The sequence below is a fragment of the Bacteroides zhangwenhongii genome, from assembly GCF_009193325.2.
Classification (GTDB): Bacteria; Bacteroidota; Bacteroidia; order Bacteroidales; family Bacteroidaceae; genus Bacteroides; species Bacteroides zhangwenhongii.
Genome location: NZ_CP059856.1, coordinates 1,147,250 through 1,170,399, shown reverse-complemented (window position 1 = coordinate 1,170,399; position 23,150 = coordinate 1,147,250). Strand labels below are relative to the sequence as shown.

Annotated in this window: 21 protein-coding genes; all 21 read right to left on the bottom strand. The window is 37.2% G+C overall.

Annotation, left to right across the window (positions count from 1 at the left end):
• Position 1 precedes the first annotated feature (1 nt).
• Complete coding sequence (locus tag GD630_RS04615) at positions 2-550, bottom strand: serine acetyltransferase (RefSeq protein WP_143864652.1); 549 nt, start codon at positions 548-550, stop codon at positions 2-4.
• Complete coding sequence (locus tag GD630_RS04610) at positions 547-1,377, bottom strand: NAD-dependent epimerase/dehydratase family protein (RefSeq protein WP_143864653.1); 831 nt, start codon at positions 1,375-1,377, stop codon at positions 547-549. Before GD630_RS04610 ends, GD630_RS04615 begins: the two co-directional genes overlap by 4 nt.
• Entirely contained in the window at positions 1,374-2,510 is a 1,137-nt protein-coding gene (locus GD630_RS04605) for an SDR family NAD(P)-dependent oxidoreductase (RefSeq protein WP_143864654.1), read from the bottom strand. The genes GD630_RS04610 and GD630_RS04605 overlap by 4 nt, the downstream gene beginning before the upstream one ends.
• 6 nt (positions 2,511-2,516) lie before the next feature.
• Complete coding sequence (locus tag GD630_RS04600) at positions 2,517-3,680, bottom strand: glycosyltransferase family 61 protein (protein ID WP_143864655.1); 1,164 nt, start codon at positions 3,678-3,680, stop codon at positions 2,517-2,519.
• A 12-nt stretch (positions 3,681-3,692) separates the two neighbouring features.
• Positions 3,693-4,730, bottom strand: a complete 1,038-nt coding sequence (locus tag GD630_RS04595) for an acyltransferase family protein (protein ID WP_143864656.1) — start codon at positions 4,728-4,730, stop codon at positions 3,693-3,695.
• 8 nt (positions 4,731-4,738) lie between these two features.
• Positions 4,739-5,269 carry a serine O-acetyltransferase gene (locus GD630_RS04590; protein ID WP_143864657.1) on the bottom strand — a complete coding sequence of 177 codons (531 nt, stop codon included), beginning with the start codon at positions 5,267-5,269 and terminating at the stop codon, positions 4,739-4,741.
• A gap of 4 nt (positions 5,270-5,273) precedes the next feature.
• Positions 5,274-6,248, bottom strand: a complete 975-nt coding sequence (locus tag GD630_RS04585; protein WP_143864658.1) for a glycosyltransferase family 2 protein — start codon at positions 6,246-6,248, stop codon at positions 5,274-5,276.
• A 117-nt stretch (positions 6,249-6,365) separates the two neighbouring features.
• The gene (locus GD630_RS04580; RefSeq protein WP_143864659.1) at positions 6,366-7,394 is read right to left on the bottom strand and encodes a glycosyltransferase family 2 protein; all 1,029 of its coding nucleotides are present in this window, start codon (positions 7,392-7,394) and stop codon (positions 6,366-6,368) included.
• Between the two features lie 138 nt (positions 7,395-7,532).
• Positions 7,533-8,564: an acyltransferase family protein gene (locus tag GD630_RS04575; protein WP_143864660.1), complete on the bottom strand. Its 1,032-nt coding sequence runs from the start codon at positions 8,562-8,564 to the stop codon at positions 7,533-7,535.
• 17 nt (positions 8,565-8,581) lie between these two features.
• Positions 8,582-9,628 carry an acyltransferase family protein gene (locus tag GD630_RS04570; RefSeq protein WP_143864661.1) on the bottom strand — a complete coding sequence of 349 codons (1,047 nt, stop codon included), beginning with the start codon at positions 9,626-9,628 and terminating at the stop codon, positions 8,582-8,584.
• An 80-nt stretch (positions 9,629-9,708) separates the two neighbouring features.
• A complete protein-coding gene (locus tag GD630_RS04565; RefSeq protein ID WP_143864662.1) occupies positions 9,709-10,689 on the bottom strand; it encodes a glycosyltransferase family 8 protein in 981 nt (326 codons plus the stop codon).
• A 1-nt stretch (position 10,690) separates the two neighbouring features.
• Positions 10,691-11,680: a glycosyltransferase family 2 protein gene (locus tag GD630_RS04560; RefSeq protein WP_143864663.1), complete on the bottom strand. Its 990-nt coding sequence runs from the start codon at positions 11,678-11,680 to the stop codon at positions 10,691-10,693.
• A gap of 241 nt (positions 11,681-11,921) precedes the next feature.
• Positions 11,922-12,869, bottom strand: a complete 948-nt coding sequence (locus tag GD630_RS04555) for a glycosyltransferase family 2 protein (RefSeq protein ID WP_143864664.1) — start codon at positions 12,867-12,869, stop codon at positions 11,922-11,924.
• 13 nt (positions 12,870-12,882) lie between these two features.
• Complete coding sequence (locus GD630_RS04550) at positions 12,883-14,316, bottom strand: lipopolysaccharide biosynthesis protein (protein ID WP_143864665.1); 1,434 nt, start codon at positions 14,314-14,316, stop codon at positions 12,883-12,885.
• 113 nt (positions 14,317-14,429) lie between these two features.
• Positions 14,430-15,566, bottom strand: a complete 1,137-nt coding sequence (locus tag GD630_RS04545; protein ID WP_152276045.1) for an acyltransferase family protein — start codon at positions 15,564-15,566, stop codon at positions 14,430-14,432.
• Positions 15,567-15,591: 25 nt separating this feature from the next.
• Complete coding sequence (locus GD630_RS04540) at positions 15,592-16,239, bottom strand: LbetaH domain-containing protein (RefSeq protein WP_143864667.1); 648 nt, start codon at positions 16,237-16,239, stop codon at positions 15,592-15,594.
• Between the two features lies 1 nt (position 16,240).
• Positions 16,241-17,350 (bottom strand): DegT/DnrJ/EryC1/StrS family aminotransferase, encoded by a 1,110-nt coding sequence (locus tag GD630_RS04535; RefSeq protein ID WP_143864668.1) that lies wholly within the window; start codon positions 17,348-17,350, stop codon positions 16,241-16,243.
• Positions 17,351-17,356: 6 nt separating this feature from the next.
• On the bottom strand, positions 17,357-18,670 hold the full coding sequence (locus GD630_RS04530; RefSeq protein WP_143864669.1) for a UDP-glucose dehydrogenase family protein: 1,314 nt from the start codon (positions 18,668-18,670) through the stop codon (positions 17,357-17,359).
• A 162-nt stretch (positions 18,671-18,832) separates the two neighbouring features.
• Entirely contained in the window at positions 18,833-19,507 is a 675-nt protein-coding gene (locus GD630_RS04525) for a DUF4276 family protein (protein WP_143864670.1), read from the bottom strand.
• Positions 19,508-19,521: 14 nt separating this feature from the next.
• Positions 19,522-20,601: an AAA family ATPase gene (locus GD630_RS04520; protein WP_007759269.1), complete on the bottom strand. Its 1,080-nt coding sequence runs from the start codon at positions 20,599-20,601 to the stop codon at positions 19,522-19,524.
• Between the two features lie 119 nt (positions 20,602-20,720).
• A complete protein-coding gene (locus GD630_RS04515) occupies positions 20,721-23,141 on the bottom strand; it encodes a GumC family protein (RefSeq protein WP_143864671.1) in 2,421 nt (806 codons plus the stop codon).
• Positions 23,142-23,150 lie beyond the last annotated feature (9 nt).

Here is a 23,150-nt window from a genome sequence, read left to right as displayed (position 1 = left end):
ATTAAGAGTTAACATTTTCATCAACTAAAGGCTTATATTGGGCTGGATTACCAAACACTAGAGTATTGTCAGGCACATCCTTTCTGACAAAACTGTTGGCAGTAATCTTCACGTTGTTTCCTATATGGATATTACCAGCAACAACAGCTCCTGCATAGATGCTTACATTGTCTCCAATAGTAGGATTACCATCTCTTCCCCATCCGACAGTAACATTCTGATAGAACTCGAAATTACTCCCTATACTACGGGCACTCAGTACAGACGAAAAACCATGTACAATCTTAAGCCCACCCTTGATACGACAATGAATGTCACAATTTTCCATTTTCCTGAGGAGGATATTCAAGAAGAAAGCCCAATAGAAAGGTAACCTATAATAGAACACTGTCCGATATTCCTTGCGAAACAACTGTCCTGCAAATTGTTTCATTCCGACTCCCCCTGTAAAGCGAAATAAATCCTCATCTATTTCTTTTATTCTGCGGCGATAAAAACAATAACAAAGAATGTGAAACGCACCAAAGAAGTAATATAATTTTCTTTTCATCGTTTCATGATTATATTCATTTTCGTAGCATCACCATAAATACAAGGAGAGTCGTAAGGTCTGTCCGGGAAAGCTCCATACTCAAGTTTAATATCCAGATGATGTTCTTTAATAAAAGTTTCGACTCTCTCCGCCAGACTGACAGGATGACCTGTACAGCAGTTGATGAGGCCTGTAACCTCCGATTGAACAACCGAAGAGACCAGTAAATCTGCCAGTTTATCAACTTCTATGAAATCATACTTGTTCTTGCCTGTAGTAAACGGAAATGTTGTTTTCCCTTCTTCCGCAGCCCGCAGCAACTTACCGAATATCGAATTATTACGCATATCGTCACCAAGGATATAAAAACATCTCAACCATTGAAAGACAACATCTTTCTGTTGCGCATACAGCATCATACTACGGCGAAGAGCATCCTTAGCAATACCATACATAGAAATCGGATTGCAAGGCGTATTTTCATCAATTGCTCCTTCCCAATAGCCTACCTCATGCATTGTTCCCATAACTGCCAATTGCTTCAAACCACCATCAATTAAAGCTGTAAGAAAGTAGTAGTGAGCTGAAAGGTCACCCATTTGAGTAGGTGCATTATGAATGAAGCCATTACGCCAAGCCATATGCAAGCAAACATCAGGAGAGCCTAAATTCTCAAAAACATTTCCTTCCGGCAAATCAAAAAGATTTAAATTCTTGCACATAGCCCTGGAATCGATGTCATTTGTACAAATATCGCAAGCTATCACCTCTACACCTTTATCTAAAAGTGATTTGACCACATGACGTCCTATGTAGCCATTCGCACCAGTAACCAATACTTTCATTTATAAAGTCCCTTATTCTTCATTTCCTCAATAGATGCTTCATAATTATCTTCCTGCACCTCTTGAAGATTAACCCATTTTACAAACTGCTCGATGCCATCAGCAAAGTTCCATTTCGGTTCAAAGTTTAAAATCCGGCGAGCTAAGGTAATATCTGCAAAATTATGCCGAATATCACCTAAACGATAATTCCCTGATACAGTAATAGGTACTTGAATCCCATACTTATCACAAAGAGTCTGTGCCACAGTAAGAACATCAATAGCAACTCCAGTACCCACATTAAACACGTACCCATCTGCCTCAGGCACTTCCATTCCCAAAATTGTAGCATCTACAACATCTTCAATATAAACAAAGTCTCTTGTTTCCTTGCCATCCTCAAAAATATTCAATCCGTTACCATTTTTGATACGTGTGGAGAAAATACTCAGGATTCCAGTATAAGGATTAGAAAGAGATTGACCTGGACCATAAACATTTTGGTATCTAAATGATACAGACTCAATGCCAATACTCTTGCAAACGAGATGCACCAACTGACCTTCCACCTGCTTAGTGATGCCATATACAGATGATGGTCGTATGAGACTATCTTCTGTAGTTCCTACTAATTGAACCACACCACCACATTTAGGGCATTTACACTCAAAATCACCCTTACTCATGTCTTCTTCTTTTCTTTCATAAGGATAGACTTCACCACATTTAGGACACACATATTTACCCTCACCATAGATAGCTCTTGACTCTGCCACGACCACACGCTTCACATAATGAGGATTGTTGGCAAGAATATCAAGCAACAAAGCTGTACCACCGATGTTTGTACCAACATATTTCTCTATCTCATACATAGACTGACCGGTACCCGTCTCTGAAGCCAAATGAATGACGTAATTTACACCATCAAGAGCCTCCATCCAATCTTCCCGCTTGTTAACGTCCCCTTTGATAAACTCGACTTTATCCTTAATACTGATATATAGAGGAGATGTATGTTCAGGTTCAGAACCATGGATCTGCTCAGAAAGAGAATCTAACACGACAACTGAATAGCCTTTGGCTAGTAACTTCAAGGCGATGTTGGAACCTATAAAACCAGCACCACCAGTAATTAAAACTTTTTCCATATATAATTATGACTTCTTTAGTTGTTTACGAACTATATTGTTCATCCATTCCATATTCCCGAAAATAGAAACATAGGTTTTTCTGATACAATATTTCACAAAATTCTTTGTAAGAAAGAAAGGGAGGTGAGGTATCTTATATCCCATATATCGCTCCAAATTATTTGTTATGCAAAGGAGATAAGGGCCATGCCAAGGCTGCTTCTTATCTACAAAAAAAGAATGATGTACTGAAACGTATGTCACATCCAAGTTGGCTATTTGATTGGAAACGATCTGATGCTCCACCAAAAAATCAGCCTTGCACAATACAGTGACTTTCGTATGAGGCTTACAGAAGCAAGAGGCATGGCAAATAGAACCATCCGTTGCTACCAATCTTTTACAATTCATCATCATCCAGAACTGTTGTGCCACCGTATGTTTCTCTGGAGCGATTACTGTATATCCATCCTTGGCAAATGCGTTTTCTATCGCTTTCTCTCCCAAATCTTTCCATAGACTTCCAAACTTGCCTTGTGTGCGGGTCAGATAGATGTTGTCATAAACAGGATAATTTCCTGCAATTTCAGCCTCTTTTGTTACATTTTTCCAAATGTTGTCCAACAATCCAAGATACTCCCTTGTATAATATCTATGCCATTTGTCACAAGTATGGTAATAACAATTTTCCGGGACATAGAGCTGTTCAAACCGAGTAGGATCAGTTATCATTCTTACTTGATGCAAATCTATTCCTGCATATTGGAATATCAGTTGAATATACTTAGGAACCTGGGTAGTACAAGAGATAAAAACCAGTTCAGCTCCTTCATTTTGAAGTTTGCGACACTCATCCGTATTGACAAACCAAGCCTTATTGAAATGATCTGTAAAACAATGTCCCCAAATATAAATCCAAAGAGAGCCCACAAAGATTGCCTTTTTCCCGTGTCTTAGCCCTGTGGTATCAAACTTATCCAAAGAAGTTTTTTCCTTGAAATCGGAAGCCAAGGTTATCCCATCGGCTGTGACAACCTCACCTCTTTGCCCTTCCTTAAATGGAAAGACATACGCATCTTTATAGCATATTACTTTGAGAGGCGTTTCCACCAAACAATTCTGCCGGGTTTTCCAAATCACTTCGTCTCTGAACTTATCGTTGACAAAGTCATAATTATACGTAGCCATTATCTAAAATGATTATTTTTCACCTAAGAAAATCAGTCTCGAATATTTGTTCTTTCTTAAGATCAGAATGATTAAAATGCTTATAGCCATAAACAGCAAGGTGGCAGTTAGGCAAATACCGTATTCATAAAACAACTCCCCCATATCAGAATCACCAAAGATATTTAAGGCCTCTACCTTTACTGCGAAACGATTAGACAATAATACTATTTCTCTATGAAAAATATAAATACCTAACGTCATAGTTCCTACCTTGGCAAAAGCTCGTACCAAACCAATATCGCCTAACCTATCACAAATTAAACGAATCAATATAATACATAGTAAACTTGCAAATGTTCCGATAAGTGTTCTTATCACAAAGAGATAAATTGATGGCATATCAAAATGGAAAGGATGCATATACATATTATAATCAACAATGTCATAGCGTAAGCACAAAATAGCGCATATAAAAGCACTGACCAAAGCTATCTTGAACTTATTTCCCCAAAATCTTTCCTCAAATTTATATAAGAGCATACCGATTAAGAAGAAAGGCAACATCGACATACAATGAACAAATTCCACATCATCACGTAAAAAGATGAACAAGGATATGCCCCACACCAAAGCCATATATTTACTTTTCCGATAAATCCACATAAATACGATACCTACTACATACAAGATATAGAGTGCTTTCAAAAACCAAAAACTTGTAAAACAATTCACTCCCAACTTAACCAATCCATATCCCCATTGCTCATGTCTTACATATATCAGCATGAGTCCTACAACAATATAAGTAGAAATAGAAGGCAATAGAATCTGTAAAGTCTTATGTTTCAGGTTGTCCGAAAAGTTCTTTTGGTAAATACCACGAGCAAAATAACCGCTCACCATCATAAAAAGGGGCATGTGAAAAGAGTAGATAAAACCAGAAGTACAAGACCCCCAACATTTTTCCGTATCCACTTGAAGATATTGGAGGCAGTGTCCCCACACTACAAGAAATATTGCAAATGCTTTAATAACATCCCAATAAAAGATTCTTTCTTTTTGTACCATAAACTATTTTAATGAACAATCACTGCCGGATTGCCATAGACAAGCGAATGAGGAGGAATATCCGTTCGCACCACTGTGTTTGCCGCAATTCTTACATGGTCTCCTATTGTTATTCCACCAAAAACGACAGCACCAGAGTAGATGCTTACATGATTTCCTATACTTGGCTTGCCATCCTTACCATATCCAACAGTAACATTTTGATAAACTGAAAAATCCTCTCCTATTCGTTCAGCAAGGACGATTGTCCCCCAGCCATGATGTATATTCACCCCCCCCCCGATATGGGCACACTGGAGCTTACAATCAGGAACTCGCCGTAATATAAGGTTCAAGAAGAGACGAAAAACAAGAGGAATTCGAAAGTAAAACACATTGCGATATTCATTTCTTTTCAAGGCACTGACAAAAGCCGTAACACCTGTCTTTCCACCGTTATAGGTTGCCAAATCCATGTCTATTCTTTTATCCTTTCTTCTAAAGAACAAATAAGCGAAAATATGTGGCCAACCGATAATACCAAAAATCAAATTTACCATATTATTATAAACCTTTAATTTTCAGATATAGTCTATTGACAAGAAAATAAACTGAGACATTCCATCCTGCCAATCTCATTTTTTTATCATTGACAAAAGTAAAACCTTTATCTTTGCAAGCTTGAAGCATTTTTCCTACAGTATTTTGAAACTGCCTTCTATCCAACTGTGGATATTGTGAAGCATTAACAAGTAGATTTTGTATCATCTTCATAAACCAATAGTTCAACCATGATTCTGTGGAAATGCCGACCTTATCCATCCATTTGAGCAAATTAAAGAACACAACAGGTACATCGTCTATGATATTCTTCTTGGCATTAGCCAAATGCATGGCAGACCCCTCTCGCATACGATAATAACATATTGGGAAATCCACCTTCACAGGATGCTGCATCACCATGAGATACTTAGCCATAAACTCACCATCTTCGGAATTCCTAATGCCTATTGTAAAGCGAATATTATATCTTTCTATTACTTCACGTCTATACCAAAGAGTCCAATGGTAAGCACAAACATATCTTAGCAAGAAGTCATTTTTAGATTTTTCTTGAAGGATATTCACTTCTGTGTACTGCCCGAAAACAGAATCCATAACAAGTATGTCACCATCATCGAATTTCTTCAAATCAAACATCACATAATCAGTATCATTATGTCGATTTAGCCATTGATGGATTTGTGTGGTACATCGTACATCTACTACATCATCCGAATCCACAAACCATACCCATTCCCCTCTCGCCGCATCAAGACCAGCATTCCTCGCTTTACTGACTCCACCATTTAGCTGATGAATGACCTTAAACCTTGAATCACTGCGAGCATACTCATCACAGATCACCCCAGAACTATCTGAAGATCCATCATCCACAAGAATAGCCTCAAACTCAAAACCCTGCAATATCGATACACTATCAAGACATTCTTTCAAGTATCTCTCGACATTGTATACCGGTATAATTATTGAAATCATTTTTAATAAACAATCATTAAATATTACACATATTACTTATGGAAACTCCTGATAACTAAACTGCACAATTAATGCTAAGAGAGTAAAAACACAGATTAAATGCCAGTCTCAGTTTGTTCAATTTTTAACCGTCCGCTTTTTAGTGGACAATAATGATTTCATATATACAATCAACTTAATAACATTTTCTCCAGACAAAGAAATGGTATATTTTATCTTTTCCTTTAATCCAACATGTTGAAATAATTTAGAAGGAAAATTCTTTTTATATGCTTTATAGGTGTCCATAATCATTGAAAATGTTTTTCCTCCATCATCTATTTCATTAGAATGTAATTCATATAATAAGAATGATTGAATTATGCACGACCTATACATTGAGTAAACTTTATGGGTTGTTTCTATCGGTACATCTTCATCAATACACAAGTTCGCTAAATGATTTAAAGTTAATATACGATCAAAATGACGAACTGAAAAATGATGAGTTATACTCGTTGCAACGTACCTATAAAAATAGATAGCAGTAGTAAGAGCTACTGTCTTAGATTTTAAATACAAATAGCGTGATATGTATTCATCAGAATTAAATTTGGAATAGCAAACATTATCAAATGTATAATACGTTTTAGCTAAGTTGGTCTTAATTATCATCCATCCATGCAATTTCCATGAAACAGACATATCAAAAGCTTCTAAACTATTATTTATTATCATTTTCGCTGTCAGTTTTTGCCTTCCAAAATGAGAATTTTCTTCTATTACTCCCTCTTTATCTATACATTTTACATTAGGCATTATAATATCCGCCTTCGTATCTTTTGCTCTATCAACTAATAATCTCACATAATTTTTAGACAGTAAATCATCGGCATCTAATATTGCAATATACTCTGTTTCAGCAATAGCAATAGCATTGGCCCTAGCTACTGCAGGCCCCTGATTCGTTTGAGTTATCAGTTTGATTCTAGTGTCTCTTTTAGCGATATCTTCTATTATATCTTTAGTATTATCAGAACTACCATCATCTACAACAATAAGATACCAATTATCGAGGTCTTGTTCTTTAAGTGACCGTATTGTCTCATCAATAGTAGCAGCAGCATTATATGCTGGCATTATAAATGTTACAAATTTATTATTCATAAAGCATTAAATTTGAATGAAAAAGATCGTTGTGTTAGTGATAAAATATCACTAAAAAAGCTGTTATAAAACGCAGCGCGTCCAGCCACACCAAGTGACCACGAGATTCATTTTTCTTTTTCATTATTTATATTTGTATTATCGTCCACCACAAAGCACTCTAAGAAATCTAGGGGATACCAGTTTCAGCAAATAATAGATAACGATACATACTGCCGTTGTTATAAACGGTACAGTGAAATATACCAATACGTCACCTACATAACTATCTGGCAGCAATCTTCCTACCATCTTACCCATATATACCAACACAAACGTCTGATGTATTGCATAAACAAAGAATATAGTGGGTGAAAACTTAGCTAAACATTTCACTACACTTGGCTTTGCCCATCCTATCAGAATAAAACTGCAAAAAGTCCCAACAGGAATAAACAATGAATATAGATACCCCTGATTTCTAAACAACACAGCCAATATCAAGAGGACAAACGCTGTTGCGACACAGACTAACTGATATATTCTATTACTTCCACCAACAAGACCTATCCCATTGTATCTTAAGTAAAGACCTATATTAAAGAAAAATACAGCTGTTATACTTATACCAGGAAGATGCGCCCAAGAGACAGGTAGGAATACATATAACAAAAACCAAATAACAACCGCAAGTTTTCCTCCCTTCTTGATGAAATAATAAAATACTGGAGCCAGCACACACATCACTATCAAATCTCTTAAAAACCACAATGGAGAATCAGAAGGCATTCCATTCACTTTGTCCCACCATAAATGCCACAGTCCATCGTTCCACAAATCTGTAAGAAATATCATGAGGTCTTCAGTTGATTTGCCACGAAATACAATTGAGAAAAGATTGCCGCCAATCAGCACTAACGAAGGTACCAAGTTCCACAGCAAATAAGGAATGAGTAGCGTCACCACTCTCTTTTTCAGCTTCACTTTATACATTTCCAGTGTAAGCGGCTTATTCCCAACAAAGAAATATCCAGCTATCACAAAGAAGCAAGGCACTGCCACTTGGGCAATTGTATTAATCGTCAGCCCCCAATATCCCACACTATCAAATGTTGGATTCATGTGAATGAACACCACCAGAATAATCAGTGGAAGCCGAAGTGCATCGATTGCTAAATTTTTAGTTTCCATTGAGGTATTTTATTTTCTTATTTTCCACCCAAAGCCCATTTCGCCACTAATTTGCTTGAACGTAACAACTCACTTATCAACAGACATACCGCCACAATCATTATAGTAACTACGAAAGAAACGATAAATTCTATCACAGGAGCAGGATGCTCCATGAAATACGAACCTATTACATGTAAATCTTTAGGCAAAAAGAAGTAATGAAGCAGATAAATATCGAGTGTTCGGCGACCGACTAGCACAAGTACCTTCATTAATCTATCGGAAGAAACAAAATAGTTGCGATGACGATAGAACATCGCAAAAAATAGAAGTAATGCAGACAGTTCAAATAGAATCAAATGTAGATGAAAAAATATTCCATCCCAAGCTTTGTTTATTCCCCATGTTGCTATAGCCAAACCTGCGAATATCATGACAATCATAGCTACTGCCACATCCCGATATTCCCACATACATAGTTTGTATAGATATACACGGATAAGTCTGCCCACCACAAAATAAAGAAAATAACGTAGCAGCGGTAATCCCAATATCCCCGACAAAGCATTCATCTGATTATAAATTATCGGCAATGACAAAACATACATTCCCAAAGCACCCCCTATACACACTATCGCATATTTAGTTCCATCCTCTTTCCATGCAAATTTTCTAACAATCCATTCCAATATCACCTGCATCATCAAAAATTCAAAAAGCGACCATGTAAACCAATATCCGGACTTAAATTTATCCATAATACATTCTAGCACGCTACCTCCATTCACTAATAGATACAAACCGCCAAATACAATTGCCGGTAAAAGCAATTGCCGGGCCCTTCTGTATATGTACTCAAATTTCACCCCTCCCGATTTATTAAAAACTGTTTTTACACTAAATAAAAAACCGGAAATAAAGAAAAACAAAGGAAGTTGCACCATAGAAGTAAATGCCCTGAACGAAGAAAGTTGTGCTGCTTCTGGTAGTCCATAACAAAACATAGGGATGTGACCAAACACAATAAAGAGAATAGCTATGCCACGTAGGGCATCAATGTATTCATAGCGGTTTGTATTCATTTTCAACTATACTTATTGAAATAAAAAAATAGCCCTGAACAAATTCATAAATTGATAATCTTATGTCCCTCTATATACATTTAAAACAGGACCTTTCCTTCTTCTTCTATTTTACTCAAAGTCTCACGCAATGGTGACTGCTTGCCCACATAATGATATAATCCAGCAAGTCCCATCAACCATTTAAGTCTATTAAGAAGCATCTGCTTCCATGTGAAGTGTGACTTCTTTATAAGCGTTATATCAGGCCATGGAGTCATTTGTTTGTATTTCAAGTAGATTCCTTGATATGGATTAATACATTCCATATGCCATGGTTTGAATGGCATACAGTAGTGAATAATTACTGGTTGCTTTATAGCTCGTTCTATTTCAGGGTAATACTGTTTACTGATGTAGAGTTTGTCCTCTGTATAAAGGTAATGCTCCAAAAGATTATACTTAAAATCGAGCATTAAGATTTGTCCATGATAAAACATATTGATGATGTCTTGATCATGATTTTTCAGCTGTTCAGGTATGCAACAAGCCACATTCTGCGCCTTTTGGAAGAAACTATCCTTGCGCCAACGTTTTAAATTAATCAGTATTACCCCCGAATTGATATACCCTTCACTCATAGGATAACCCAATCGGTTGTACACTCTCACATAGTCGTTTATACGGTCACGCACACCAGCTACAGCATAATCTGAAATATCTGTGTTCCAAAGGTCAGTCAAAGAAGCCACATTCACCAAATCACAATCTAGATAAAGCACTTTTTCAATGTCTTTCAAACATTCAGCCAAGTACAAACGAAAATAAGCACCAATGTTTAGATAAGCATTACCGATAGGGAAGTTATCAAATACGTGGGAATCTACATTATAAAAATACACCTTCACACCTTCTATTGAACTAATCCACTGGCGAATATATTCTTTATTGGTGTCTGATAAATCACATGATAGCAAGTGAAACGCAATACCAGTTTTCGGATTGTTTTCAATTACTGAAGCCATCACTGTAGCACAATAGGGAGTGTATGGATTATCCATACAGAGAGCAATATGCATCATATCAAATAATTCTTTTAGAGCCTATTAAAGATAATGGATATACAAATCGTAGTAAATAAAATGCTATAATACAATGACGTTGTTGAATAAGTTTAAGGATCAACGCATAAAGTCTCCCACCTTTTAGTGGATTGATATACTTAATCTCTGAACAGCACCTAAAAGTATAAAGGAATTCTTTTCGATTCTTAGTGCTAAATTTCTTCATCAACTCCCCAATGAACAGCCTCGTGGTTAGATCATGAAACTCTTGTTCCAAATAGTACTTATTTCGAACTTTCTTATTCATTTCCAATACTTTGTATGCTTGTACTTTTTTGTATAGAATATATCTATACTGTTCATGCTCAATATAATATTTACCCACCGATGTCGGTATGAAATATTTGTAATCAGGGGTATTAACACAAGCTAAGGAGTTACAGTTATCAAGATATTGTAGATTAAAAAGCGAGTCTTCTCCAAATCGAATTTTGGAATCAAACATTAAATGTGCATTACGTATGATAATCATTCGATATAGTTTACACCATGGAGATTTAAATAAGATTGAGTTTATTTCACGAGAAAGAATTATCCCCATCTCATCATCTTTGTAAAAACCGTCTTTTAATGTTGTGGCATGCCCTTCAGGCATATCTTGCATTCCACTCACGATATAATCTGCATCTCTACTACAAAGATGCTCTAAATATAACTTATCAACATAATCATCCGAATCAATGAAAGTAACGAACTCACCTTTTGCATTTTCCAAACCTACGTTTCTTGCTACACTGACGCCTCTATTGGGTTGATGAATAACCAATATACGTGCATCCTTCTTCACGTATTCATCACATAGCTTATCGCTACCATCTACAGAGCCGTCATCAACTAGAATCAAGTTCCATGATCGATACGTTTGGTTGATAACACTATCTACACAACGTTGAAGTGTGCTTCTTGCATTATATACTGGTATTATTATTGTTACAATCTTGGTATTCATTATACTATAAGCACTCACTGTATAGCTATAAATCCGATAAAGGCATTATAGCCTATATTGAGTTGTATTTTTGATTAATATTTAAGTTATTTGGTCGAGTAAGGAGAGGGATATACGTAAGCACTCACTGTAAAATTCACCCATGTTCATTCTTTTGTCGATTAAGTTCGACGCAAAAGTAAAGGACAAAACAAATAATCAAGAGCCATACAATGAGTGTTTACAGGTAAACAACGATAAATTAATGCTTTTGAACAAAATCCAAATGGATTATCCTCTTAAAACAATACAGGGTAATTTCTCTTAATGCTAATATAACAGAGACAGGGGCTTTGAAAAATCCATAACAAAGCAGTTTAAATAATAATCTAAAATCTTTTAATCTAAACGATTTAACAATATAGAATTTCAAACGATTTCTTTTTAACCATCTATTTATGTCGGAACCAAACAATGAAGCAACTTCCACCCAAGCTTTGAAATTTTCAAAAATTTTACTCTGATTTTCCATCGACTGAGAAATGCCACCTGAATGTCTTCTATAAACAGACATTTGTTCATTCACTCCTTGTATTGCTCCTAATCTACTTGCAGTCAGACAAAGAATAGTATCTCCAGAAGGACAATTTATTGCTGATGCCTTCTGATATAAGTCACTATCCAGTACCTCTTTTTTAACTAAAATGGTAGCTGTATGGAAATAGTCATTCAACAAAGTTGCTGACGTATATGATTCTTTAACTGTCTCTCCATAAGTCGTTTTGTCGACAATGTCAACAAAAACATTTCTACAAGCATGATAAGTAAGTGAGCACTCGGGATGATTCTTAAAAAAATACACTTGTTTTTGTAATTTCAATGGATCCGTCCAATAGTCATCGCCTTCACAGAAAGCTACATATTTCCCACGAATATGCTCATTCAATATACGCCATAATGAACCACCATGTTTGGAATATTGATTTTCAACCTCGTATATAGGCTTAATAATATCTGGATATTTTTCCTCAAATTCTTTAATAATTTCGACAGAATTGTCGGTAGAAGCATCATCATGAACAATAGCCTCAAAACGAAAATTAGTCTTTTGCATCACAAAGCCTTCCAAGCATTTCCGTATGTAAGGTTCATGGTTGTATACCGTGCAACAAATAGTGACTATAATGGGGCGCAGATCTTCTTGTGTCATTTTCTATATAAATTTATTTTCTTCTTATAATCGTTATTAATTCTTTTAGTTCTGTCGAACTCATCAGATAATTGCTTGCCAGATAATAAACTCCACCTGTAAATATAGCCACCAAGAGTTTGACTAGATTTGAGTCAAACAGTTGCTGTACCAATAAACACAAAGTCCCCATCACCAAACTATTTATCAATATAGGAATCAAGTCTTTCATCTGCTTTATAAATCCTATTCTTATTAGTTTACCTGTATAGTAAGTGTTTACAATCAATGAGAATATAGATGACACAATTCCTCCACAGCAAAATATCACAAGCCCGAAGGGTAGTGTACAACAGAGCATCATTAAACCATAGATTTTCTTTATCACTTCGAGTCGAAAGAAAAGGTCGCTACGCCCTTTTACCATCAACAGATTCAAATTAATGGCATGAATAGGATACCACATCATAGAAAAACAGACTATCTGAAGGAGAATAATAGAACCTTCCCATTTTTCCGTAAGAACAAACAGTGTTAATGGACGAGCTATAGCAGCCAATCCTATCATCAAGGGAAAACAGATAAAAGCAGAAAGATGCAATAGCTTACGATAGTTTATCGTCAATCGCTCATCGTCATTTTGAAGTTTGGAAAGCACAGGAAATGTTACTCCTTGCAGCACTCCGGTAAATGTAGACGATGGCAAAGCAGCCCATCCACGAGCACGCTCGTAAATACCCAACTGTGTGGGCGAATAGTACTTTCCCACTATCAACGGAGTAATATTTTGATAGATGGTTTCTAAACAATTTGATGCCAGCATTTTTGAACTGAATCCAAAAAGTTCTTTAAAAGACTTCTTTGAAAAGCGAGTTTTGGGCAACCAACGCACAATGTATATTTTAGCTCCTACAGTTATTGCTGTTCCTACTAACCCTTGTGCAGCCAATGACCATACACCATAACCATTATACGCCATAATGATAGCAATAATGCCTGAAAGGATTGTAGCGCAAACCCCTATCACAGCCGGTGTCTTAAAATCAATGGCAGCTGTTAGTCGTACACTTTGAATACCACCAAACGGACTTATCAACAGACCAAGAGTCACTATACGTGTTAAGTCTTTTAAATTTGGCATATTATAGAAATCTGCAATATACGGGGCCGCACAGAAAAGAATTATGTAAATAATATAACATGCCACAAGATTGTAATAGAACACTGTGGCACAATCTTCTTCTGTTCTGTCGTTTTTACGAATAAGAGCCGTAGTAAGTCCACCATCTGTGAATAAACCCAAAACCGATGTAAATACTGCTATCATGGCCACAGCACCATAATCACTAGGAATAAGTAAGCGAGCAAGAATTACTCCTATTAAAAATGTGATTGTCTTGTTGGATAGGGTATTTATCGTGTTCCAAGCAAGCCCTTTTACTGTTTTTTGTTTTAATGATTCTGACATTAATAATAAGCAAGCGTCCAAAAATCTTTTTGAAGACTAAGTTTAATATTTATTATTCCGGAATGAAGTACCGATTTACATACTATGTATTAAAAAATATTCTTCATATTAATTCAACCAAATAACGGTTTTTCTACCCATCTGATACGAAGATAATCAATAAGGATACATAGAATGAAAATAATAACTACACTCACCACAGCATGAAGGATAATATAAGGCGAAACGTATGCCCCCACATTATCAAGCATGTCACACCACAGCCATTGTCGCATCGTGTTACTATTGGCATGTATCAGCAGCACTCCAAATGTACTGGCTGCAACAACATTTATTAATTTGCTTTGTTTTATTTGCAAATCCTTAAAATACATAAACGAACAAACTGCGGTAATTACCGCCATTATTTTATTAGAGTCTGTTACAAAATAAAAGACTGGAACGGTTTTTCTAATATACTCAGTAAAGAATAGTAGTACGATTACCGAAGCCATAGAAACAACGATTGACAGGCTTGTCATTATTCCCCAATTGATTGATTTGCCTTTCCAATTCAATCCGTATAATCTTATGTACGAAGCTAAAATATATAGCACACAAAACCAAGTCACATAATTCATCCTTACAGGTATATAGTTCGAAGTCCCCAGTATCGTATAAATAAACAAGCATAACATCAACAGACACAGATGCATTCTTTTGTCTAAATTTTGAACTAGTACATTAAGGAATGGGATAAATAAATAGAACATCAAAAAGCATGAAACAAATCCATCTCCAATACTTTCGATAGGCCATAATATCATTAACCATTCTTTGATTGTATAAGATTTATATCCAGTTAATACAAATAAAAGATTAATCACTATATTATAAAATTCTACTTCTAACAATAGTTTTAGGAACTTCTTCAATGTTATTGAAGATTTGCACATAAAGTAGCCTGTAATCATTACGAAACAATTAATTCCTGTCTTTCCCCACATTCCAAACAAATAGAGAAAAATAGATTTGCTACTTGTGGGCTGTAATGACATGACTTCTTCTAATCCGGAATTAACCACATAGTGGTGTGCTATAATTAATAACATCACGATAATTCTATATAATTCCAGATTTGAGCTACGCTGTGCTCCTTGTAAATAAAAAGTACAACGACGGGAATGCCATATTGGAATGAATTCGCGTACGAAGGAAAAGATGGCATTGTGCACACGTGCACACGTGCATGGGGGGGGGGGGGTATTCATCTATGTATCAATCAATTAATATATTTCATTTTTTCAGTTTTCTTATAACTTGTGCCGGATTACCTGCTACTATCACATTAGATCCAACAGGTTTGATAACAATACTTCCAGCTCCAATAATGGAACCAGCTCCAACAATATCCACCTTTCCGGAAACCAAGACGGAAGCTTGACCAATAAAAGCATTTCTTTCAACATGAATATAGGCACCGACCAACGCTTTAGGACCAATAAAACAATTCTCCTCTATTTCTGAATTATGGCATATAACCACATTAGTCCATATAGTCACATTCCTATTTATGACAACATCATTCTGTATTTCCGTCAATGCACCAACCACTACTCCGGTATTAGATATTTTGCTAAAGCGTGAAATGATAGCAGTGGGATGAATTAAAGTAGGAACATGACCACCTTTTCCTATTATTTTTTTCAACAGTTGTTCCTTTATCCCTATATCACCCATAGTTAGCAAGAAAAATTTCCCTGACAAATCACTTAAAAATAAATCTTCAAATGAACCTAAAACTTTATAACCATGATCATAATCACCTGTTTTTTCAGAATTAAAATGATACAATCCTCCAATCAGATAGCCACACGCTTCTGCTATCTCAATAAATAAAGGTGTACTATGACCTATCCCTAATATATATATTTGTTTATCCATCTTACTTCACAATGCAATGCAATATCCTCTGTATATCTTCGTCTGTTAACGCATGATGCATCGGCAAACAAATAACACTATCAGCCATTCTATGCGCATTCGGTAAATTAGAAGGAGAAGCACTCTCTAATCCTCTATAAGTAGAGAAAGTACTTATCAGCGGATAGAAATATCTGCGACCCAATACCCCCTGTTCTTTCATCTTGTAATAGAGTTCATCTCGAGTCATACCATATTTATTCTCATTAATAAAAATAGGGAAATAAGAATAATTGTGCTTCACTCCCGGCATATCATCGAAGAAGGTAATGCCATCTATAGGACGCAACGCTTCACGATACTTGACAGCTACTTGATGGCGTGCTTCAATGGCAGTATCTACCTGCTTCAAATTGAGCAAGCCGTAAGCAGAACGCATCTCGTCCATTTTACTATTAATACCCGGAGCTACTACAGTGACTTCATCCGCAAAACCAAAGTTTTTGAGATAATCAATACGTTTCTTCATCTTCTCATCGTGCATCACCAATGCCCCACCCTCAATGGTATTGTATACCTTAGTAGCATGAAAACTCAATGTGGACAAGTCGCCCGCATTCAGGATACTTTCCCCATTCACCTCGACGCCGAAAGCATGAGCAGCATCATAAATTATTTTCAATCCATATTTATCTGCAATTTCTTGAATAGCTTCAGTATCACATGGCTTTCCGTATACATGCACCGGCATAATAGCGGTAGTATTGGGAGTGATAGCTGCTTCAATCTTATTCGGGTCAATATTGCCCGTAGCGGGATCTATATCAACAAATACAGGCTTAATACCGTTCCACCACAAACTATGGGTAGTAGCGACAAAACTATAAGGAGTAGTAATTACCTCACCCTTAATACGCAATGCCTGCAAGGCAGTGATAAGGGGGAGAGTACCATTGGTAAACAAACTAAGATAAGGGACTTTCAAATAAGCTGCCAACTCTTTTTCGAGCTGTCTATGAAAGGTTCCATTGTTTGTAATCCATTTGCTGGCATATATGTCAGCAATCATCTTCTGAAACTCTTCCAAAGGAGGTAGAAGAGGAGAAGTTACTGTAATTAATTTATTTTCCATTCTATTTTATTTCTCTCCAATCCGTGTATAACTAAATCCCATTTCTTCCAGCTCCACACGATTCCAAATGTTACGTCCATCCACAACATACTTATCAGTCATCACCTTCTGAATTACGTTCCATGTAGGTAAGCGGAATTGTCTCCATTCAGTCATTAATAGCAACGCATCAGCACCATCGGCACAGTCATAGAGATTTTCAGTATAAGTCACAACATTGCCGATACGACGTTTACATTCAGGCATAGCGATGGGATCAAACACTTTCACGGTAGCACCATCCTTCAGCAACTTATCAATGACTACTAGAGCTGGAGCTTCACGCATATCATCAGTATCAGGTTTAAAAGCCAAACCCAATATAGCAATGGTTTTACCCTTTATATCACCCATCATTTGGATAAGCTTGTTGTACACAATGGATTTCTGCTTTTCATTGACACGTTCCACTGCTTCAATGACCTCCATGTGGTAGCCATTATCAATGCCTGTATGTACCAGCGCTTTTACATCTTTCGGAAAGCAACTGCCACCATATCCACAACCGGCATAAAGGAATTTTTGCCCGATACGTACATCAGCTCCAATACCTTTACGTACATGATCTACATTTGCTCCCACTCGTTCACACAAATTGGCTATATCATTCATAAAGCTAATGCGGGTAGCCAGCATGGCATTCGCCGCATACTTAGTCATTTCGGCAGATGGAATATCCATAAAGATTACACGGAAATTCTGGAGCAAGAAAGGTTGATAGAGCTTGGTCATCACCTCTTCGGCTTTCTTACTCTCAACGCCTACCACCACCCGGTCGGGACTCATAAAGTCTTTGATAGCGGCACCCTCTTTCAAGAATTCGGGGTTACTGGCTACATCGAAGGGAACATCTGCCCCACGCTTGTTCAACTCCTCTTGAATGACAGCCTTCACCTTTTGAGCAGTACCTACAGGTACAGTTGATTTAGTCACTAAAATCGTGTACTTGTTAATACTTTGGCCAAATTGACGAGCCACAGCAAGTACATACTTCAAGTCAGCACTACCATCTTCATCAGGAGGAGTCCCTACAGCAGAAAAGACTACTTCTACATCATCCAAGACTTCGGCCAAGTTTGTAGTGAAATTCAGTCGTCCATAACTTACATTACGTTTCACCAACTCCTCCAAACCTGGTTCATAAATAGGCATTTCGCCGGCTTTCAGTATGTTTATTTTATTTGCGTCTACATCCACGCAAGTCACAGTAGCGCCCATTTCGGCAAAACAAGTACCGGACACCAAGCCAACATAACCTGTGCCTACAATTGCTATATTCATATATTATTATTGATAAAATTTCCGCTAATTTTATGCAGAATTAAGAGCATGTCTCATAGGGTAAATACTTGGAAGTATTCACCTATATAAAAATAGATTGATGTATAATTAAAATTTTAAAGTTTATTCTTCCTTTGCTTTGTGTTCTCCATACACGTGATGTCAGTTAGCATTTGCAACTGACTGAATAATCCCGATTAATTTTTCTATCCATTCATCGAAACGAGGACACTTTTTCCGCATCGTTTCAACATCCAGTTCATCAAGTACAAGTCCACTATCGGCTACCTTGTTGTAATTAAAAATACGTGACAGTCTTTTCGAAGGCGCAGTTTCCACCCCTCCGTTTATATCTTCGACGTTTGCATAAGAATCTATGATTTCCTGAATCTGATCCAATTGTCCGCTATCATCAAGCAACAGATTAAATCCATCCATAGAAACAAACAATAAAGTTTCAAACTCATACTTCTGTATGTAAGGCACCAGTCTTTCATACCCCAGATCCGACTTTATTCCTTCCTCGATAGCATCTATATTCCTGCACTCAAGACCGTAGTTAGGAAAATCATTGGGTAATCTAAAAAAATCCAAGAAAGTGGTTATCCATACATTACCTTGCTGGGCGGCCACCCGCTCTACCTCATTCTTCAAATAAGCATAGTTCACATTTCCACCTTTTCTGTTCAGCTTACGATTAGTGGTAATCTTTTGGGCATTCATGCTCCATTGGGCAGTCCCAACATACTTATAAAGATAGGGAATAATCATCTTATTAATGAAAGCAACCTCACAATCACCCTCTACGATAAAAACCAGTCTGTTTCCTTTTTCCATAGTGCCAATCCGCTTTAGAAAGGCTGTCCGCCAACAAGATTTTTCTCCCACAACTCGCCCATACTATAATCCTTCAGCCACTCCTCCAAATCCTTTCCGTCCAGACGGCAGAATACTGTTTCGTTTCCTTTTCTATCAGCAACGATAATATCTTCCGGTGCGAAATTATCCACCAAATTTACGGACTGCGTCGATACGATGATTTGAGAACTTGAAGATACTTTCTTCAACATGGCGCAGAGTTTGTTAATGGCTAAGGGATGCAACCCCAGTTCCGGTTCGTCTATCAAAATGGTTTGGGGCGGTTCGGGTTGCATCAGTAACGCAGCCAGACAAATGAAGCGCAAAGAGCCATCGGACAACTGATAAGCATTGAATGTCATATCCGGCACATCTTTCTGTTTCCATTCAAGACGAATCGTATTCGGATTCAATCGATTGGGTTCAAGCACGAATGAGTCGAAAAACGGAGACACCGATGCCACCATTTTCTCTATTCGCAGGTAATGCTTGAGATATTTCTGTTTCAGTAAATATAAATATGGAGCAATGTTCGATCCGTCACGTTTGAGACGTACATTGTCGTGTAAAGGTGCAAAGTCTTTCATAGGCGACTTATCTCCCGTATCATGGAAATGATAAATCTCAAACTGTTCCAACAGAGGGCCTACATACCACGCCTGTCCACAACGGTCTTGCTTGATAGACGCCTCTTCCTTATTTGTGTCACAGGTCTGGATATGCCAAACCGCTCCACTAAGGAAGGCTGTTTTCGCTTCTTTCACAAACAATCGATCCTGTGATTCCTCCAACACGACAATATATCTATTTTTACTGTGGTCATGCGTAAACAACAAGTCCACAGTGATTCGGTCAGTATACTTCTTGCCATTATAAAGCAGACAGTTAGCTCCTCCTTTTCTCAATACATGATTTTGCAATTGTTGCTCATAGATATCACGTATCAGCTCAAAGGCTGAAATAAAATTAGTCTTACCTATACCATTTCCACCTATCAAGATATTGATGGGACTTAACTTCACCTCTTGAGCCTTGATGGACTTATAGCCTTCTATTGTTATAGCATCAATCATAATCTAACTTACATTTACTTGCAAAGATAGCACATTTTCTCAAACAATGATACTGCCAGTTATTCTTCTACAAATAGTTCCTCAAAAAAGATCTTAAATGCAAGATTGAATATTGCTATTTATTCTTCCTTCGTTTTATGCTCCCCATAGCCGTAACCATAGCCATAACGCTTGCCATAACCATAGTACTTGCCATATTTACCATAGCCATAGTAATAGCCGTATTTCTTCTTCTGAAGATCCAAGCCATTAATTACTGTACAAAGATTAGGCAGCTTATTGTTTTCAGCCAATTCATTTATCAACGTAAACTCCGCTTTACGGGTATAATCCGCACGACATACATAAACAGATAAGTCAGCCACACGGCCTATAAGCAAAGTATCTGTTACCATACCGACCGGAGCGGTATCCAAAATCACATAGTCAAAGTTTTTCTTCAATGTTTCAATAGCTTTGTCCAAGCCGTCACGGGCCAACAGTTCCGTAGGATTGGGAGGAACCGTTCCACCGGGAAGAATATACAAGCTCTTACTTACATCCGAAAGCTGGACAAAATCCATCAGATTATTTTCAGGATTCGACAGATATTGAGTTATACCCTGCTCTTTCCGCGGAAGATTAAAAACTTTATTCAAACCAGGTTTACGAATATCAAGACCGACAATGATCACCTTCTTTCCTAATAAAGAAAGACTGATAGCAAGATTTGCTGATATAAATGATTTACCTTCACCACTGACCGTTGAAGTCACTAGTATTACTTTCTGACCATTCCCCAACATAAACTGCAAATTCGTACGTACATTACGGAAAGTCTCACTCATCAGGTTATTCTGATTCTCAAATACGGCTATGGAACCTGTTTTTTCAGCAGTCAAGGGCACATCTCCCACAATAGGCAGGCGAGTCAATTTCTCCACATCGCCACGACCTTCAATCTTGAATTTAGTAAGACCGATTAGAAAAATGACGCCGACAGGCAAACCTACCCCCAACACTAAAGCAATCATGTAAATTGTTTTAGGTTTCGGAGATACCGGACCACCTTCAGCCACCGGTTCATCAATGATCTTAGCATTATTGGCAGTAGCAGCTAATGTAATGGCATTCTCTTCACGTTTCTGCAACAACATCAGATAAAGTCCTGCCTTGATTTCCTGCTGACGGGCAATACTTACATACTGTCTTTCTTGTCCCGGAGCGTCACTGATACGACGGGAAAAACGACTAGCTTCACGATCCAAATCAGCTTTGACTATAAGCAAACCTTGCAACGTTCCGTCAATAGCAGCTTTCACATTTGCTTTCATAACACGAATACTTGCATCCAGATTTACAATCATCGGGTTACTCTCCGTAGAAGTACGAAGCAAACGTTTACGTTCGATAATCAACTCATTATAACGATCTATTTGAGTAGTTAGCCCATTATCTGATAAACCAATATTACTAGGCAACACCTCATACTCATTCGACGGATTATTGATATATTTATTAAGATCACGAACTAAGTTGATCTGTGTACCGTTTTCCACGCGTTTCTTTTCGTATTCGGCATTTCCCGATACGGCCAATTGGGCATCGCTACTGATATCCGTCAATCCTGCATTTCTTTTAAAAGCTTCCAGTTTGTCTTCTGTATTTCCCAGCTCTTCATCAATAATCTGAATGCGCTCATTGATAAATTCCCTCGTCTTTTGGGCAACCTCATTTTTATCATTGTTCGTATTCCGATTATACATCTCCATCAGCTTATTGATAAAATCTTGTCCACGCTGAATATTCGTATTGACCAATGAGACTGTGGCAACAGAAGTTGCTTTAGAGGTGGGTGCAATCGTTAATGCCCCCTGATATCCCTTTGCTACCCCAAATGGCTGACTAACTATGGCACTGATATTTCGCGTAATATTCTGTCCTTCTATCTTTCCATTTGATAAAGAATCTTTCAATGCAAACCCAAACGTACCTACATCTGTAGGCAACACCGCTGGAAGTTTATCAAAATGTTTATTATACTCATTCAAACCCACTTTCAAATTTACATCCAAACCACCTTCTTGAGTAAGTTTCATATCAATCATAGCTACACCCGGCAAATTATCTGCCTCTTGTGCTGTCAAATTCACAATTATCGGAGAGGCTTTATACAGTTCTTTTTTAGGAAATTCATCCTCATCATAATAAGTTATATAAAGTTCCAGATTATTGACAACTTCTTTAAGTATCGTTTTTGAACGCAATACTTCAATTTCATTATCAATACTCTGTGTAGAAGTCATCATCCCTCCTAATCCAAGGCTCTCCAAATCAGCAGACCCGCCCCCTCCCTTCTTATCATCTTTAATCATGATAGAAGCGGAAATCTGATAGACGGGAGTCTGAAAATACAAATATCCCCAAGCACCGATCAAACATACCAGAAGAGAAGCCACAAACCATGGCCAATGGATTATGTATCGAAAGAGAAGCTCTTTATAATCAACATTATCTTCCTCTATACCACGTACATTATCCTCGTACAAGTTTTCTTTCATCGTTATTCT